15 protein-coding genes are annotated in these 17,570 nt (G+C 60.6%); 10 read left to right on the top strand and 5 right to left on the bottom strand.

The annotated features are described in order from the left end of the window. Positions 1 to 4 precede the first annotated feature (4 nt). Positions 5 to 952, bottom strand: a complete 948-nt coding sequence (locus ABOK31_RS03525; protein ID WP_349957794.1) for a diacylglycerol kinase family protein — start codon at positions 950 to 952, stop codon at positions 5 to 7. A gap of 332 nt (positions 953 to 1,284) precedes the next feature. On the opposite strand from ABOK31_RS03525, the gene ABOK31_RS03520 reads away from it, so the two are divergent. Further along, complete coding sequence (locus ABOK31_RS03520) at positions 1,285 to 2,493, top strand: MFS transporter (protein WP_349958841.1); 1,209 nt, start codon at positions 1,285 to 1,287, stop codon at positions 2,491 to 2,493. On the opposite strand, the gene ABOK31_RS03515 is transcribed toward ABOK31_RS03520, so the two are convergent. Next, positions 2,458 to 2,862, bottom strand: a complete 405-nt coding sequence (locus ABOK31_RS03515) for a helix-turn-helix domain-containing protein (RefSeq protein WP_174174973.1) — start codon at positions 2,860 to 2,862, stop codon at positions 2,458 to 2,460. The two genes, ABOK31_RS03520 and ABOK31_RS03515, sit on opposite strands and share 36 nt — an antisense overlap. A gap of 104 nt (positions 2,863 to 2,966) precedes the next feature. Between ABOK31_RS03515 and ABOK31_RS03510 the strand changes: the two genes are divergently transcribed. Together ABOK31_RS03510 and mgtE are read left to right on the top strand one after the other, a co-directional pair. Further along, a complete protein-coding gene (locus ABOK31_RS03510) occupies positions 2,967 to 3,980 on the top strand; it encodes a zinc-binding alcohol dehydrogenase family protein (RefSeq protein ID WP_349957793.1) in 1,014 nt (337 codons plus the stop codon). A 354-nt stretch (positions 3,981 to 4,334) separates the two neighbouring features. Beyond that, positions 4,335 to 5,708, top strand: a complete 1,374-nt coding sequence (gene mgtE, locus ABOK31_RS03505) for a magnesium transporter (protein ID WP_075852074.1) — start codon at positions 4,335 to 4,337, stop codon at positions 5,706 to 5,708. A gap of 66 nt (positions 5,709 to 5,774) precedes the next feature. Here mgtE and ABOK31_RS03500 read toward each other — a convergent pair whose 3' ends face one another. Next, on the bottom strand, positions 5,775 to 6,248 hold the full coding sequence (locus ABOK31_RS03500) for an Lrp/AsnC family transcriptional regulator (protein WP_349957792.1): 474 nt from the start codon (positions 6,246 to 6,248) through the stop codon (positions 5,775 to 5,777). 144 nt (positions 6,249 to 6,392) lie between these two features. Between ABOK31_RS03500 and ABOK31_RS03495 the strand changes: the two genes are divergently transcribed. From ABOK31_RS03495 to ABOK31_RS03485, 3 genes are all read left to right on the top strand, one after another. Further along, positions 6,393 to 7,295 carry a DMT family transporter gene (locus tag ABOK31_RS03495; RefSeq protein ID WP_174174032.1) on the top strand — a complete coding sequence of 301 codons (903 nt, stop codon included), beginning with the start codon at positions 6,393 to 6,395 and terminating at the stop codon, positions 7,293 to 7,295. A 101-nt stretch (positions 7,296 to 7,396) separates the two neighbouring features. Next, a complete protein-coding gene (locus ABOK31_RS03490) occupies positions 7,397 to 7,594 on the top strand; it encodes a type II toxin-antitoxin system VapB family antitoxin (RefSeq protein WP_174174031.1) in 198 nt (65 codons plus the stop codon). Next, on the top strand, positions 7,591 to 7,956 hold the full coding sequence (locus ABOK31_RS03485) for a type II toxin-antitoxin system VapC family toxin (RefSeq protein WP_349957791.1): 366 nt from the start codon (positions 7,591 to 7,593) through the stop codon (positions 7,954 to 7,956). The genes ABOK31_RS03490 and ABOK31_RS03485 overlap by 4 nt, the downstream gene beginning before the upstream one ends. A 1-nt stretch (position 7,957) precedes the next feature. Here the strand turns inward: ABOK31_RS03485 and ABOK31_RS03480 are convergent, their stop codons facing one another. Next, positions 7,958 to 8,485: a GNAT family N-acetyltransferase gene (locus tag ABOK31_RS03480; protein ID WP_174174029.1), complete on the bottom strand. Its 528-nt coding sequence runs from the start codon at positions 8,483 to 8,485 to the stop codon at positions 7,958 to 7,960. 6 nt (positions 8,486 to 8,491) lie between these two features. Beyond that, a complete protein-coding gene (locus tag ABOK31_RS03475; protein ID WP_174174028.1) occupies positions 8,492 to 10,156 on the bottom strand; it encodes an electron transfer flavoprotein-ubiquinone oxidoreductase in 1,665 nt (554 codons plus the stop codon). A gap of 292 nt (positions 10,157 to 10,448) precedes the next feature. On the opposite strand from ABOK31_RS03475, the gene ABOK31_RS03470 reads away from it, so the two are divergent. The 4 genes from ABOK31_RS03470 to ABOK31_RS03455 all read left to right on the top strand — a co-directional run bounded on the left by ABOK31_RS03470 (position 10,449) and on the right by ABOK31_RS03455 (position 17,525). After that, a complete protein-coding gene (locus ABOK31_RS03470; protein ID WP_349957790.1) occupies positions 10,449 to 11,237 on the top strand; it encodes an SDR family oxidoreductase in 789 nt (262 codons plus the stop codon). Positions 11,238 to 11,662: 425 nt separating this feature from the next. Then, the gene (locus ABOK31_RS03465) at positions 11,663 to 12,898 is read left to right on the top strand and encodes an efflux RND transporter periplasmic adaptor subunit (RefSeq protein ID WP_174174026.1); all 1,236 of its coding nucleotides are present in this window, start codon (positions 11,663 to 11,665) and stop codon (positions 12,896 to 12,898) included. Beyond that, complete coding sequence (locus tag ABOK31_RS03460; RefSeq protein ID WP_174174025.1) at positions 12,895 to 16,014, top strand: efflux RND transporter permease subunit; 3,120 nt, start codon at positions 12,895 to 12,897, stop codon at positions 16,012 to 16,014. Before ABOK31_RS03465 ends, ABOK31_RS03460 begins: the two co-directional genes overlap by 4 nt. A 221-nt stretch (positions 16,015 to 16,235) precedes the next feature. After that, the gene (locus tag ABOK31_RS03455) at positions 16,236 to 17,525 is read left to right on the top strand and encodes an Hsp70 family protein (protein WP_349957789.1); all 1,290 of its coding nucleotides are present in this window, start codon (positions 16,236 to 16,238) and stop codon (positions 17,523 to 17,525) included. Positions 17,526 to 17,570: the final 45 nt, after the last annotated feature.

Below are 17,570 nucleotides of genomic sequence, written 5' to 3'. Positions count from 1 at the left end.
CCTGTCAGATCGCGACACTATCGACGGCGCCCTCACGGGCAACGCTGGCGGCAGTCCCCTCTCGCACCATCACCTTGAGTTCGCCGGGGTGCACCTTGAGCGTCACATCACGCTCGAGCGGCAAGAGTTCGCCGTCCATGACGCAATTGGCGAGCTGCCGCAGCTTCGGGAAATGCAGATGCACTTCCGGCGCGTGCATGACCATGACATCGGCATTCTCGCGAACCCTGCCCCGCAGCATGTCGATGGCAAGCCGGGCGACGCCGAGCGGCCGAAGGGGCTTTGCCGTATAGAAGCCCAGCTCACCGCTGCGCAGGCTGTCGGCATAAAGCAGCGCATTGGCACCGAAGGGATTGTTGGAGACGGAGATTGCGGAGACATGTCGGCGTTCACTGATATCGCCGGCCTCGAAGTCGACATCAAATTCCGGCGGATTGGCGATGACGCCGAAGGCAGCGCGGGTGCTGGCCGACATCTTGCCGATGCGCGAACGATAGGTGTAGCCGTTTCGATAGCGCACCATACGGGCATGCAGGCCCGCCGAAAACTGATGCACGAAGGCACGGCCATTGGCGCTGCCGATATCGACATTGTCGACCTCGCCTGCCGCCAGTACGCTGAGCGTCTGCCAGATATCAAGCGGCAGCCGCAATGAGCGCGCAAAGAGGTTCATGGTGCCGGCCGGGATGACGCCGAGAGCGACGCCATTCTTCCAGGCGATGGCGGCAGCAGCCGAAATCGTGCCATCGCCACCGCCAGCGACGATCCCATCAATGTCATCGCGGCGTGCAGCGCGCTCCATCGCCGAGACGATATTGCGCCCCTCCACGACCACAGCTTCGAAATCGTGACCGGCGTCGCGGAAGACCTGTTCCGCTCTCTGCTCGTAGGCAGTCATGTCGGTCGTGCGGAACGTACCGCCATCGCGATTGAAAAAGCCGATCAACTTCATCGGGGGCTCTCGGTCTTCCCGCAAATTGTGTCTTTGAGGGGCTGAAGCCCCCGTGCGCTTCTTCTCAGATGGTTTTGGATGGAACGATTTCAAGCATTGCGGCCGTTTCGCCCGATCGCCGCAGCGCACTTATGCATGCTCCGACATGCTGCACTGCAAAAAATGCACGCGACAGACGCACCATGGTCATTGATAGTACCAACGGAGGCATGTCCGTGCTTCGCCAGTCCCATATCCCAGTTTGATGCACTGAACGCGGCATAACCGGAGTTTGCAGTCTGATTCGCGGCGCTTGATCTTCATGTGCCGCCCAAGGAGTTTTCGTGAGCGATATTACCGCCGAGGTCCTCGATACCCAAACCGCCCTGGAGGCGCCGTCGCGCACAGCGATCGCGCTGGTGACCTTGGCGCTGGCTGTCGGCAGCTTCGGTATCGGTACGGGCGAATTCGTCATCATGGGACTGCTGCCTAACGTAGCCGACACCTTTGGCGTGACGACACCGCAAGCCGGTCATGTGATCAGCGCCTATGCGCTCGGCGTCGTGGTCGGTGCGCCGATCATTGCCGTGCTCGCCGCCAAGATGGCGCGCCGTACGCTGCTCCTGCTGATGATGGCGATCTTTGCCGCCGGCAATATTTCCAGCGCTTTTGCACCGACCTTCGAAAGCTTCACGGCGCTGCGCTTCATCACCGGCCTGCCGCATGGCGCCTATTTCGGCGTGGCAGCGCTGGTTGCCGCCTCCATGGTGCCAGTTCACCGCCGCGTGCGCGCCGTCGGCCAGGTCATGCTTGGTCTCACGATCGCAACGCTGATCGGCACGCCGATCGCCACGTTCCTCGGCCAGATGCTCGAATGGCGCGCAGCCTTCATGATGGTCGGCGGCGTCGGCCTCGTCACAATGCTGCTGATCGCCCTCTTCCTCCCCAAGGACAAGGTCGAGGAAGGCGCCAGCATCACCCGCGAGCTCGGCGCACTGAAGCGCATCCAGGTCTGGCTGACGCTTGGCGTTGCCGCTGTCGGCTTCGGTGGCATGTTTTCGATCTTCAGCTATGTCGCGACGACCACGACTGACGTTGCCGGCCTCGGCTCCGCCATGGTGCCGGTCGTGCTGGCGCTCTTCGGCATCGGCATGAATGTCGGCAACATCGTCGGTTCGCGCCTCGGCGACATCTCGATCAAGGCAACGATCGGCGGCATGATGATCTTCAATATCATCATCATGACGCTCTTCTCGCTGACGGCTGCCAACCCGATCATGCTCTGCGTCTGCGTGTTCCTGATCGGCTGCGGCTTTGCCGCCTGTCCAGCCGTGCAGACGCGGCTGATGGATGTGGCCGCGGATGCCCAGACGCTGGCTGCCGCCTCCAATCACTCCGCCTTCAACATCGCCAATGCGCTCGGCGCCTGGCTCGGCGGGCTCGTGATCTCCTGGGGCTTCACGGCCGCTGCGACCGGCTATGTCGGCGCAGTTCTCTCCGTCGGCGGTCTTGCCGTATTTGCGCTCTCAGTTGGCCTGGAGCGCCGCACCGGGCGCGCATGAGGCTCCCGCGGTCGCCAATTGTTGGCGGCCGTCGTGGCAGAACACATTTTCCTCGCCCCACACGGCCATCGCCTTGATGATCGGCCCCAGGCTGGCGCCAAGCGGCGTCAGCGCATAATCGACGCGCGGCGGCACCACCGGAAAGACGGTGCGTGAAACCAGCCCCGATTCCTCCAGTTCCCGCAATTGCTTCGTCAGCATGCGCTGTGTCACCGATGGCAGCTTGCGACGGATTTCGTTGAAACGAAGCGTTCCCCCCAACAGATGAAACAGGATCACACCCTTCCATTTGCCGTCGAGCAGGCTCAGCGTCGCCTCGACCGGGCATCCCGGGAAATTCCTGACAAGCTTGGAGCGGGGAACCGACATCGACAGTATCCTTTTTGTACCTACGTACAGAAATTGTGCATTCTTGCGCCTTTTGAGGATAATGCGCATCTAGCCTCTGTGCAACAAACCGAGGAGCTTCTCTCATGCGCGCAGTCGCCTACAAGCAACCGCAACCCATCTCCGCAGAGACATCGCTGATCGACATCGAGCTACCGACACCCGAAGCAGAGGGCCATGATCTACTCGTTGAGGTGAAGGCCGTTTCCGTCAATCCGGTCGATGTCAAAGTCCGTGCCAACGTCGCTCCGAGCGAAGGCGCCTACAAGATCCTCGGCTGGGATGCTGCCGGCATCGTCAAGGCGGTTGGCCCCGATGTCACCATGTTCAAGCCGGGTGATGAGGTCTTCTATGCCGGCGCCATCAACCGCGATGGTTCGAATGCCGAATTCCATCTCGTCGACGAACGCATCGTCGGCGCCAAGCCGAAGAGCCTCGATTTTTCGGCCGCGGCCGCACTGCCGCTGACCTCGATCACAGCCTATGAGGCATTGTTCGACCGCCTGAAAGTGCAAGACCCGGTTCCCGGCGTCGCCAATGCCATCCTCATCATCGGCGGGGCCGGCGGTGTCGGATCGATCACCATCCAGATCGCCCGCGCGCTGACCGATCTCACCATCGTCGTCACCGCATCCCGCCCGGAAACGCAGGCCTGGGTCAAGGAGCTGGGCGCCCATCACGTCATCGATCATTCGAAGCCGCTTGCGCCACAGATCGAAGCGCTCGGCATCGGCGCTCCCGCTTTCGTGTTCTCAACGACGAATACGTCAGATCATATCGGCTCGATCGTCGAAGCCATCGCGCCACAGGGCCGGTTTGCGCTCATCGACGACCCGAAGGCGCTCGATGTCGTGCCCTTCAAGCGCAAGGCGGTTTCGATCCACTGGGAGCTGATGTTCACCCGTCCCCTGTTCAACACAGCCGACCAGATCGAGCAGCACAAGCTGCTGACGAAGGTTGCCGAGCTGGTGGATGCCGGCAAGATTCGCTCGACGCTGACGGAGACCGCGGGCACGATCAATGCCGCCAACCTGAAGAAGGCGCATGCCCTTGTGGAGACCGGCAAGATGAAGGGCAAGGTCGTCCTGGCCGGTTTCTGAACGAGCAAAATTCATGGCAAATCAGGCCGGGCGCATGTCGTCCGGCCGCCTTGTTTTAACGCATTTGCACCAGGTTTTGTTGCATCGCAAAAATTTGCAGCCGCCTAAACAAATTTTTATCGCAGGATCGAGCATTTAGGCGCTTCCACCTCTTGACTTTTCATGCCTTCGGCGCGACTTCTCCGCACGTGGGGAACAGTGTTTTCCATACCGATTAACCGGAGCCATCTTTCGATGCCTAGCGACAGTAGTAGTCGATTGCCTTTGCCGTCAGTAGCATTCGTGCACTAACCGACTCCTGTCGGCTCGCCACGATCCGCTACGACGGCGGATCGACCGGAAAGGCGAGCTATAATGAACATAAACAGCTTTCCAGCGCGGGCCGGCAACGCCGCTCGTGCATTCATCAATAACAATCGCGCCGTCACCATTGCGGAACGCGTCGAGGCTCTGAACGCAGTAGACGTGGCAGAGGCTGCGCGCATCCTCGCCAAAATGCCGGAAGAGCGCGCCGTGCGCATCCTCGACCGGCCGGAACTGCGCAACGCACACGCCATTCTCGAAGTCATGGGCAATGCGGACGCCGCACGGCTGCTGCACGGCATGTCCAACGACCGCGTCGCCGACGTGCTGCTCGAAATGGATATCGATACGCGCGCCCGGCTCTTCGCCACCTTCGACGAACACGCAAGGCAGGCGATCCAGGGCCTGATGGGCTATCCGCCGCGCACGGCTGGCGGCATCATGACGACGGAATTCGTCAGCGTGCTGGCAAGCTGGACGGTTGCGCAGACGCTCGATCACGTTCGCCAGGTCGAGCGCTCCCGCGAAACGGTCTACGCCATCTATGTCCTCGATGACGAAACCCATGTGCTGCTACATGTCGTAACGCTGCGCCGCCTCATCACCGGCGAGCCGGATGCCTGCATCCTGACCGTCGCCCAGAAGGGCACGCCGGTCACGGCACCGCCGCTGATGAAGCAGGAGGACGTCGCGCGCCTGATCCGGCGCCACGATCTGCTGGCGCTTCCGGTCGTCGACGACAAGGGCCACATGCTCGGCATCGTCACGGTCGACGACGTTATCGACACGATGATCGCCGACACGACCGAAGACGCCCAGAAGTTCGGTGGTATGGAGGCTCTCGGCCAACCCTATATGAAGATCAGCTTTGCGGGCATGATCCGCAAGCGCGCCGGCTGGCTCGCAGCCCTCTTCCTCGGGGAAATGTTGACGGCAAGCGCCATGCAGCATTTCGAAGGCGAGCTGGAGAAGGCCGTCGTGCTGACGCTCTTCATCCCGCTCATCATGAGCTCGGGCGGCAATTCCGGTTCGCAAGCGACATCGCTGATCATCCGGGCGCTGGCGCTCGGCGAACTCAAGCTTTCGGACTGGTGGCGCGTGGCGCTTCGCGAACTGCCGACCGGCATCGTGCTCGGCGCGATCCTCGGCCTCGTCGGCTTCGCCCGCATCGTGCTCTGGCAGAACATCGGCCTCTTCGACTACGGCCCGCACTGGCAGCTGGTCGCCCTGACCGTCTTCGCGGCCCTCATCGGTATCGTCACCTTCGGCTCGCTGGCCGGCTCGATGCTGCCGTTCGTCTTGCAGAAGCTGCGGCTCGATCCCGCCAGCGCATCGGCGCCCTTCGTCGCGACGCTGGTCGATGTCACCGGTCTGGTGATCTATTTCTCGGTGGCGCTGCTGATCCTTAGCGGCACGATGCTCTGAGGATAATCAAACTGTCATTGTAAAAGGGGCCGGCAACGGCCCCCTTTCATTTTCACTCCGGCTGCTTCATTCAGGCGGTGGCAGTTTCAGAGCACCGTTGGTCTTGATGGTGCGGATGGCGAAGTTCGAGCGCAGATCGACCACGCCGGGAAGCACCAGAAGCTTTTCAGACATCACCTTCTCATAGGCGGCCAGATCCTCCACCACGACCTCCGCCAGAAAATCGGCCGAGCCCGAAATCAGATGGCAGGCGACGACTTCCGGTATGGCGAGCAATGCGGCCTGCTGCGTTTCGGAATTCTCCTTCGAATGATGGCCGACCTTGAGTTCGACGAAAACCGTGAGACCGAGACCGGCCTCCTTGCGATCGATATCCGCGCGGTAGCCGCGCAAGAGCCCGGATTTTTCCAGATTGCGAATGCGTCTCAGACAGGGAGACGGCGAGAGGTTTACCCGCTCAGCGATCTCGACATTGGTGGCGCGCGCATCCTCCTGCAGGCAGTTGAGGATCGCGATATCGAATTTATCCAGTTTTGGCATATCAAGGAAATCCAATCGCCTATATTGGCAGATTATTGCTGATAGCATGATTTTGGAGCCATAACTAGCAAGGACATGCCCCGGCCTTCGGCGCTATCTTTTCCTCATTCGAAAGATAACCGGATCGTTGGAAAGGATATGTCGATGACCGCTTTGTCTCTCTCCACCCGCAAGGCAACCCCCACCATGGTCGGCTATGCCGGTGCCATCGTCACCGTCTTGATCTGGGCAAACTGGATTCTTGCAACCCGCCACACCGCCGAAACGCAGATGGGCACCATCGATCTCGGCCTGATCCGCTATGGCGTGCCGGCGCTGGTGCTGGCTCCCGTCTGGTGGCGGACGGGCCTGCTGCCGAAGGGCGTGCCGCTGAAGCTGCTGGCCTTGATGGTCTGCGGCTCCGGCGCCCTCTTCTTCCAGCTCACCACCTTCGCCATCCAGTTCACGCCCGCCTCCTCGGCCGGCATCCTGCTCGGCGGCTCCATGCCGCTGGCCGCCGCCCTGATCGGCGTGCTCTTGTTCCGCGAACGGCTCGACATCACCCGTTGGCTCGGCCTTGGCGGCATCGTCGCCGGCGTCGTCATCCTGCTTGCCCGCAGCCTCTATGGCGTGCAGATCTCCTGGGAGGGCTTTACGCTGCTGCCGCTTGCCGCCCTGCTCTGGGCAACCTACACCCACGCCTTCCGCCGCTCGGGCCTCAGCGCCGTGCAATCGAGCGCCATCATCGCCGTCTGGTCGTTCCTGATCCATGTCGGATTGGCCGCCATCTTCGGCAGCTCGCTTGCCTCGGTGCCGCTGCCGGAAATCGGCCTGCAGATCGTCAGCCAGGGACTGCTGTCAGGCCTTGCCGCCACGCTTGCCTATGGTCTTGCCGTCCAAGCTCTCGGCGGCACGCAGGCCGCAGCCTTCACCGCCATCACCCCTGTTCTCGCCACGATCGGCGGCGGCTTTCTGCTCGGCGAAGAAATCGGAATGGCCGGGATTGCAGCAGCGATTGTCACGGGACTTGGGGTGGCGCTTTCGACCGGGCTGCTGGCACGGCGATAAACCTATTATCTCCAAGATATCAATCGAAGGCTGCCATAGGCAGCCTTCGGCATTGAAAGCCGCATCACCTGATGCTAATTTTGATGATAACGGAGATATCAATGCGGACCACCGTAGCCATCGATGACAAATTGCTCGCTGATGCACGCGAGGTTACCGGCCTTGCCGAGACTTCGGCGATCCTGCGCGAGGCATTGAAAGCCCTTGTAGAGCGGGAAGCAGCCAGAACCCTGATACGTCTCGGCGGCACCGAACCGGATATCACGGCTCCCCCTCGTCGCCAGTTTGGCATCGAATGATCCTGGTCGATACGTCGATCTGGATCGATCACTTTCATTCGCCGGAGGCTCGGCTCCAAACTCTGCTGGAGCAAAAACAAGTCGTCGTTCATCCTTTCGTCGTCGGCGAAATCGGCCTTGGAAATCTGCGGCAATACGATCTCGTGATAGGAAGCCTCCGCCGACTGCCTCCAATTGCGAGAGCCTCGGATGAGGATGTTCTCTATTTCATCCGGAGCAACAAACTGCAGGGAGCGGGAATCGGCTATATCGATGCCCATCTCGCGGCGGCTGCGATCCTGATGCCTGGAACTTGTCTCTGGACACGCGACAGACGGCTGCAGCGTGTCGCCGAAAACCTCGGAATTGCCGTAGCGGCATAATTCAGAAACGAAGCGCCATCGCCACGCGTCTCACCGGATCAGCGCCGTGGGCAACTTCATTTTCCAGGATCTGCGTGAGAACGGCCGGCCTTTCCTCGTCATCCAGGATGCGAAACCCCATGGAGGCATAGAAAGGCGCGTTGAAGGCGACCTGCCGGTCTGTGGTAAGCGTGACGCCCGCAGCATCTTGAGCTCTGGCCGCTTCAATCACAGCCTCCATCAGCCGCCTCCCGACACCTCGCTTCTGCCAGTGCCTGACGACATCGAGTTCGGCGATGTGAACGCAGCCATGCTTGCGGATACCGGCCAGAAAGCCGAACGGTCGGTCCTCACCATCAACGGCAACGAACAGCAGCTGCTCCGCCAGAGATTGCCGCAGCACATCGAGAGGCAGCGATGTGGGTTCGCAGGCGACCGCACCAGCCTCATGCAAAGCCCAGAAGGCATCGACCTCGATGTCGGCAAGCAAATTCAGCTCATCGGCCCTGGCCGAGCGGATCGCCCAGGCGTCCTCTGCTATATCGGTCATTCCATCTCACATATTCGGATAGACCGGTCCTTCGCCACCCTGCGGGGGAACCCAGTTGATGTTCTGGTTCGGGTCCTTGATGTCGCAGGTCTTGCAGTGGACGCAGTTCTGGGCGTTGATGACAAAGGTTTCCTTGCCATCCTTCTCGACCCATTCATAGACGCCTGCCGGACAGTAGCGCGTCGAAGGACCGGCAAAGACATCGTGCTCCGACGACACCTGCAGCGCCATATCCCTGACTTTGAGATGCACCGGCTGGTCTTCCTCATGGTTGGTGTTCGACAGGAACACCGAGGAGAGACGGTCGAAGGTCAGGACACCATCCGGCTTCGGATAGTCGATCTTCTGGTGCTGGGCTGCGGGTTCCAGCGATTGGGCATCCGTCTTGCCGTGCTTCAGCGTGCCGAAGAAAGAGAAGCCGAACAGCTGGTTCGTCCACATGTCGAGACCGCCGAGCGCCACGCCGACCGCCGTGCCGAACTTCGACCACAACGGCTTGACGTTCCTGACGCGCTTCAGATCCTTGCCGATATCCGTCTGGCGCCATTCGTTCTCAATCTCGATCACCTCGTCATTGCCGCGACCGGCCGCGATCGCCTCGGCGATCTTGTCCGCCGCCAGCATGCCGGACAGCACCGCATTGTGGCTGCCCTTGATGCGGGGAACGTTGACGAAGCCGGCCGAGCAGCCGATCAGCGCGCCGCCCGGGAAGGTCAGCTTCGGCACGGACTGCCAGCCACCCTCGGTGATGGCGCGGGCGCCATAGGAGATGCGCTTGCCGCCCTCGAAGGTGCCGCGGATCGCCGGATGCGTCTTGAAGCGCTGGAACTCCTCGAAAGGATAAAGATAGGGGTTCTTGTAGTTCAGGTGCACGACGAAGCCGACGGCGACCAGATTGTCTTCCAGATGATAGAGGAAGGAGCCGCCGCCCGTCTTCATACCCAGCGGCCAGCCGAAGGAGTGCTGCACGAGGCCCTTCTTGTGGTTCTCGCGCTTGACCTCCCAGAGCTCCTTGATGCCGATGCCGAATTTCGGCACGTCGCTATCCCGCGACAGATCGAACTTGGCGATGAGCTGCTTGGCAAGCGAGCCGCGCACGCCTTCGCCGATCAGCACATACTTGCCTAAGAGCGCCATGCCGCGTGTATAGTTCGGGCCGGGTTCACCGTTCTTCTCGATGCCCATGTCGCCGGTGGCGACACCGATCACCGCGCCCTCGTCATTATAGAGCACTTCGGTCGCGGCGAAGCCGGGGTAGATTTCGACGCCGAGCGCTTCCGCCTTCTCGGCCAGCCAACGACAGACGTTGCCGAGCGAGACGATATAGTTGCCGTGATTGTTCATCAGCGGCGGCATGAGGAAGTTCGGCAGGCGGATGGAGCCGGCGGGGCCAAGGAACAGGAAGTGGTCCGACGTCACCTTGGTCTTGAAGGGGTGCCCCTCCTCCTCTCGCCAGCCCGGCAACAGGCGATCGATGCCGATCGGGTCGACGACGGCGCCCGACAGGATATGCGCGCCGACTTCGGCACCCTTTTCGAGTACGACGACGGTGAGATCGGGATTGATCTGCTTCAGTCGGATCGCAGCCGACAGGCCCGCGGGACCTGCGCCGACGATCACAACGTCGAATTCCATGCTCTCGCGTTCCGGCAGCTCGTTCGCGTCAGTCATTCATCTTCTCCGCTTGGCCGGCGTCCGATCATCTTGGATCGCAGCCTTATCCCTCTGGGCGTCTTCCCCGCTTCGGTTATCTCTTGTCAAAATGGGAAAGGATTGTCGAGCCGGGAAGCGACAGGCAATCCCCCAATTTGCCCAACGCGTAAAACAAGTTAAATTACCCTTACGTTAACGTCAATATTCTGATGGTATTTGCCGTCAGTTGTGAAGCACACCTTCCATAGTCGCCCGCTGGCCCTCTATAAATGCCGATCAGACAATCCGAACAGCATGAAGGATAATCAAGATGGATCTTCGTATTGGCGGAAAGCGCGCACTGGTGCTCGCCTCATCGAAGGGGCTCGGCCATGGCATCGCCGTGGCGCTCGCCCGCGAGGGCGTGAACGTTCTGCTCTGCGGCCGCAGCGGCGACCGGCTGGACAGCAATTGCAAGGCCATCAATGCCGAGGGCAAGGGCCGTGCGGACTGGATCTGGGCCGACCTCAACGACGAGAACTTCGTGGACATGGTCAGCAAGGCTGCTGTCGAAAAGCTCGGGGGCATCGACATTCTCGTCAACAACAGCGGTGGCCCGACACCCGGTATGACGGAAGATATGACCGCCGACCGGCTGGAGACCTATTTCATTTCCATGGTGGCGCGGATCATCAGCCTGACCAACGCCTTGTTGCCGGGCATGAAGGCGCAAGGCTGGGGCCGCATCGTTACCGTCGCCTCTTCCGGCGTCATCGAACCCATCCCCAATCTCGCCCTATCCAATACGCTGCGCCCGGCGCTTGTGGGCTGGAGCAAGACGCTGGCCAGCGAAGTGGCGGCTCATGGCATCACCGTCAACATGCTCTTACCGGGCAGCATCGCCACCGACCGACTGGCCGAACTCGATTCGGCCACAGCCAAGCGCGGCGGCAAAAGCCTGGAGGATGTCAGCGCCGAGCGTCAGCAGCGTATCCCTGCCGGTCGTTATGGCCGCATCGAGGAATTCGCCGCCACGGCCGCCTTCCTCTGCAGCGAACCGGCAAGCTACGTGACGGGCACCATGGTCCGCTGCGACGGGGGAGCTGCTCGCTCCCTTTGAGGTCGTCACCGACGAGCAGGGTGCAGGCCCTTGCAATAGGGCCTGACAACACAATTGCGTGAGCGACGACGACGCTGTCATGCACGCTGGAGCATGTCTCTACACTATAAACGCGGCCTGAGGCTGTTTTGCCGCCCGATTATTACATAACGGCAATCAAAAAATAGTCATTTGACTGTTTGTTGCACCGCACAAACAGAAACAATTCGAAAGCTTTCCAAGCTTTAATTTTTCGTCGTGCGGAACTGTGGTAGATTGCACAGCATAAGCGTTCATGAATTCGCGTTAAAGGGACAGAATTACCGAACGTTAGCGGTAACGGCAATGTATGGATTGCGGCGGAACTCGTCTTTGTTGTGCGACGCAATAAATACACTTCAACGTCACTGCACTTCCTGCAACAAGCCCCGACCGGTTCTTTAAGTATGAAAAAATTCTGGCTTCCCCTCGGCCTTCTTGTCGTCGCAGCCCTTGCCGCATGGGGCTATCGCGACCGTATTCCTTTCCTTTCCGCATTTGTCGATCAAGCCTCCGCGGAAACCAAAGATGCCGGCAAGGCCGCAGGCAATCAAAAGCACAAGGCCCTAACCTCCGTCGTCAAGACGGCCGCGGTTGAGAAAAGATCCCTGCCGAACGACATTACAGCCACAGGCTCAGCTGTTGCGCAGAATGCGACGACGATCGCCGCACAGGAATCCGGCATCATTACATCGATCGAGGCGCAAGACGGCGCGATGGTGAAGGCTGGCGATCTTATCGCCAAGCTCGATGCGCGGACGGCGCAGGCCGCCGTCGACAAGGATCAGGCGACGATCGTCAAGGATCAGGCGACGCTCGTAGCGGCGGAAGCAGCCCTCACACGAGCCAAGAGCCTGCTTGCCAACGCCGGGACGCAGCAGACCGTCGATCAGGCTGTGGCAGCCCGCGACACCGCAGCCGCCGACGTCAATGCCGACAAGGCCCAACTCGCATCCGACCAGGTTCTCCTGGAAAACACGCAGATCCGGGCACCTTATGACGGTCGCCTCGGCAATGTCGTTCCCAGCCCCGGCGCCTATGTCACGCCCGGTACGGCGATCGTGACCATCACGCAATACAATCCGATCTATGTGCAATTCCACATGCAGGAAAATCAGCTGCGGGAATTGGAGGAAGCGATGAAGGCCGGCACAGTGCCCGTCAGCACCGTTCCGAATTCAAGCAAGGGCAAGTCCCGTCAGGGCGCAGTCAGCTTCTTCGACAACACCGTCGATCCGGCTTCCGGTACCATCCTCGTCAAGGCGAAGTTCGACAATGCCAATGGCGCGATCTGGCCCGGCCGATCGGTCAATGTCGTCGTTCATCTTTCCAACAACGACTTGGTGATGGTCGCTCCGACGGTTGCGATCAGCCCCGGCCCGGATGGCTTCTATGCCTATGTCGTCAAGGACAACAAGGTTCATTTGACGCCCGTCACCGTAGAGCGGCAGAATGGTAGCTTTACCGCAGTCGCCAAGGGCCTTTCGGAAGGCGATCATGTTGTCGTCGAAGGACAGGTGCAGTTGATCGACGGCCAGAACGTCGTCGAACAGTTCAACGACGAAAAGTCTGAAAACGTCGCTGCAGCCAGCGATCAGTCGAGCCAGAAGAGCGAAACGATTTCGGTTGGAGCACAGCAATGATCCCACAATTCTGTATCCAACGACCGGTAGCGACGACGCTTCTGGCGTTGGGTGTAGTCATGGCTGGCCTCGCCGGCTATCAGCTCCTGCCCGTCGCAGCCCTGCCCCAGGTCGATTTTCCGACCATCAACGTTTCGGCGCAGCTGACCGGCGCTTCGCCGCAGACGATGGCGACCTCGGTCTCCACGCCGCTGATCAAGCAGTTCGAAACCATCCCCGGCATCAGTGAAATCTCGGCGACGAACTCGCTCGGCAATACGAGCATCGTGCTGCAGTTCGATCTCAACCGCAGCATCGATGCCGCCGCGGCCGACGTTCAGGCCGCGATTTCGAATGCGACGCGTCAATTGCCCAACAACCTGACGACGCCGCCGGGCTACAAGAAGACGAACCCGGCCGACGCGCCGATCATGCTGCTTGCCGTGCAGAGCGATACCATGCCGCGCAGCAAGCTCGACGAAATTGCCGAGGACATCATTTCACCATCGCTGTCGACGCTTCCGGGCGTTGCCGAAGTGACCGTCTATGGTGCCCAGACCTACGCGGTGCGCGTCGAAGTCGACCCGAACAAGCTCCTGGCCCGCGGCATCGGGATCGACACCGTCAACACCGCCATCGTCAATGCCAACAGCCAGGTTCCGGTCGGCACTCTGCAGAACAACAAGCAGAGCATGACGCTCAATGCCAACACGCAGAACACCAGTGCCGCGCAATTCAAGTCGCTGGTCATTGCCAATCCCAACGGCGCGCCGATCCATCTGAGCGATGTCGCCGATGTGCAGGATAGCGTGCAGAACACCAATGCAGGCTCTTGGTACGACGGCAAGCAGGCGATCATTCTGGCCATCCAGCGCCAGCCGGACGCCAACACCGTCGACGTGGTCGATGCGATCAATGCCAAGCTGCCGCAGCTCCACGCGGAAATTCCAGCCTCGGTGCAGACGCATATCATGAACGACTCGGCACAGCCGATCCGCGATGCGATCAAGGACGTCAAATTCACCTTGATGCTGACGATCGGCCTCGTCGTTCTGGTGATCTATCTCTTCACGGGTCACGTCACGGCCACGATCATCCCGGGCCTTGCCGTGCCGCTGTCGCTGATTTCGACCTTCGGCATGATGTATGTGCTCGGCTATAGTATCGACAACATATCACTGCTCGGATTGACGCTCGCCGTCGGCCTTGTGGTGGATGATGCGATCGTCATGCTGGAAAACATATTGCGGCATGTCGAAGACGGCATGCCGGTGCTGCAGGCGGCAATCAAGGGATCGGCCGAAGTCAGCTACACCATCATTTCCATGTCCATCTCGCTGATCGCGGTCTTCATCCCGATCCTGCTGATGGGTGGCGTAGTCGGCCGCATCTTCAACGAATTCGGCATGGTGGTCGCCATCGCCATCGTGTCTTCCGCGGTCGTGTCGCTCACCGTCACGCCGATGCTGAGCTCCCGCCTGTCGGCAGGCCACGATCAGCCTCCTTATCCGGTGCGCCTCTTCAACCGCGGTTTCGATTGGACCCAGCGCGGCTACGACAAGGGCGTCGCCTGGTGCCTGCGCCATCGCGGCACCGTTCTCCTGAGCTTCCTCGGCTCGGTCGCGCTCTCGGTCTATCTCTTCATGGTGCTGCCGGCGAGCTTCTTCCCGACCGAAGACATCGGCCGTCTGCAAATCTCCACCCAGGCGCGTCAGGATATCTCCTATCCGGCGATGCGCGACCTGCAGAACCAAGCAGCAGCACTTGTCAGACAGAACCAGGCCGTCGACCACGTCATGTCCATCGTCGGCGGCAGTGTCCGCCAGCCGTTGAACAACGGCACCATGTTTGTCCAATTGAAGCCGAAGGACCAGCGTGTGCCGCTGGACCAGACGCTGCGCGAACTGCGTGCCAGCATCAGCACCATCGCCGGTCTCAAGGCCTATATTACGCCACAGCAAAGCCTGCGCTTCGGCGGCCGGCAGACGGCCAGCCAATATCAGCTCGTCATCCAGGCGTTGAGTGCCGACCAGACCAACCTCTGGGCCAACAAGATGCTGGATGCGATGCGTCGTGATCCGAGCTTCACCGACGTTGCCTCGGACGAGCAGAACAATGCTCTGCAGGCCAACATCGTCATCGATACCGAAAAGGCAGCCCAATACGGGATCAACAATAACCTGCTGCGCACCACATTGGAGGAAGCGTTCGGCGGCTATGATGCCGCGCAGATCCAGACCACCGGCGACAGTTATGACGTCATGGTCGAATTCGACACAAGCAAGCCCTGGGACGACCAAAGGCTGCAGGATATCCACGTTGCTTCCTCAAGCGGCGCGCTGGTTCCCCTGTCCGATTTCGCCCATGTCCAGCGCACCACCGGTCCGGTCACCATCAACCAGACGGGCCAGTTGGTATCGACAACGGTCTCCTTCAACCTGCCGGCTGGCGAAGCGCTTGGCGACGCCACGGCGCGGATTGATCAGATCAAGAAGGATATCGACATGCCGGCGGACATCTTCACGTCCTACGGCGGCACCGCACAGATCTTCCAGCAGTCGCAGGGCAGCACGCCTTACCTGATCCTGGCTGCCGTGCTGACGATCTACGTGGTCCTCGGCGTTCTCTACGAAAGCTTCATCCATCCGCTGACCATTCTTTCCGGTCTGCCGGCTGCCGCTCTCGGCGCCCTGCTCGCCTTGAAGGTCTTCGGCTTCGACCTGTCGATCATCGCGCTTATCGGCTTGCTGATGCTGATCGGTATCGTGAAGAAGAATGCGATCATGATGATCGACGTGGCGCTGGAGACTTTACGATCGACTCCCGGCATAGCGCCGGCGGAGGCGATCCACGAAGCCTGCGTCCGCCGTTTCCGCCCAATCATGATGACGACCTTCTGCGCTCTGCTCGGTGCATTGCCGATCGCCGTTGGCGGTGGAGCGAGTTCCGAGCTTCGCCAGCCGCTCGGCATTGCCGTCGTCGGCGGCCTGGTGGTTTCGCAGCTTCTGACGCTGTTCATCACGCCGGTCATCTTCCTGGAGATGAACCGCCTCAACGACTTCCTTGGCCGTCTCGGCAAGCGCAAGGACAAGGATCCTCATCACAAGGACCCGCCAGCGGCCATCGCCGCCGAATGAGATCAACGGGCGCCAAAAGGCGCCCGTTTCTTTTGCGAGCCAACCGGGTGTGGAAGCACTGCCGGCGGATGCCATAGCGCAGAAAAAATAAAAGCATCCTGCCGGCTTGAACTTGAAGTCCGGCCATGTCATGACGCGCCCTCTTTGCGACAGGGCGCGTCACGCGTCTCATCAGGGGCTTGGCCCCAATCCAGACAATTTCGACGGAAAGGAGTGCGGGCATGGCTCGGGCGCTTGGTTTCGACTTCGGCACGACGAACACGGTCCTGGCGATAGCCGATGGATCTGCGACACAATCGGTCGCCTTCAACAGCGCTGCCGGTACGGCGGACAGCATGCGCACGGCGCTCTCCTTCATGAAGGACCCTGGGTTGGGCGCGGCCGCACTCAAGGTCGAGGCCGGGCACGCGGCGATCCGGCAGTTCATCGACAATCCTGGCGACTGTCGCTTCCTGCAGTCGATCAAGACCTTCGCGGCGAGCGCCCTCTTCCAGGGCACGTTGATCTACGCCAAGCGGCATAGCTTCGAGGATCTGATGGAGATCTTCGTGCGCCGCCTGCGTGCCTATGCCGGAGAGGGATGGCCGGAAAATGTTTCACGCATCGTCACTGGGCGACCCGTGCACTTTGCCGGCGCCAATCCGAACCCAACCCTTGCCACCGAGCGCTATAATGCCGCTCTTGCGCGGTTCGGCTTTCCGGAAATCCATTATGTCTACGAGCCGGTGGCAGCCGCCTTTTACTTCGCGCAGCATCTGAAGAAGGATGCGACCGTGCTGGTCGCCGACTTCGGCGGCGGCACGACCGACTATTCGCTCATCCGCTTCGAAACCCACGGCGGAAAGCTGACCGCGACGCCGATCGGCCATTCCGGCGTCGGTATTGCCGGCGATCACTTCGATTTCAGGATGATCGACAACATCGTTTCGCCGGCCATCGGCAAGGGCAGTTTCTTCAAGAGCTTCGACAAGCTTCTGGAAGTGCCCACCTCCTACTACGCGAATTTCGGCCGCTGGAACCAGCTTTCGATCTTCAAGACCTCGCGCGAATATGCCGACCTGAAGACGCTCGTGCGCAGCAGCCTCGAGCCGGAAAAGCTGGAGGCCTTCATCGAACTCGTCGAACATGATGAGGGATACCCGCTCTATCAGGCAGTATCGGCGACGAAGATGGCGCTTTCCGCCCAGGAAGAGGCCGAATTCAACTTCCCGCCACTTGGCAAGGCCGGACGCAAGCAGGTGCGCCGCGCCGACTTCGAGACATGGATTGCGGAAGATCTCGTCCGCATCGAAGGCGCGCTGGATGACGTGCTGACGACCACGAACACATCGCCTGACGCGATCGACAAGGTGTTTCTGACGGGAGGCACCTCTTTCGTGCCGGCCGTGCGCCGCATCTTTACGGAACGTTTCGGCCAGGAGCGGATCGAGACGGGCGGCGAATTGCTGTCCATCGCTCATGGTTTGGCCCTGATCGGCGAACGCGACGATATCGCCCAGTGGACGGCCTGACATAGCGCCCACCCTGCCCTTTCGTTCCTGTGCCGCTTTGGATAG

The organism is Rhizobium sp. ZPR4 (assembly GCF_040215725.1).
GTDB classification, from domain to species: domain Bacteria; phylum Pseudomonadota; class Alphaproteobacteria; order Rhizobiales; family Rhizobiaceae; genus Rhizobium; species Rhizobium rhizogenes_D.
Note: the sequence above shows the minus strand (reverse complement) of the source record. Positions and strands in the feature narration are given on the sequence as shown.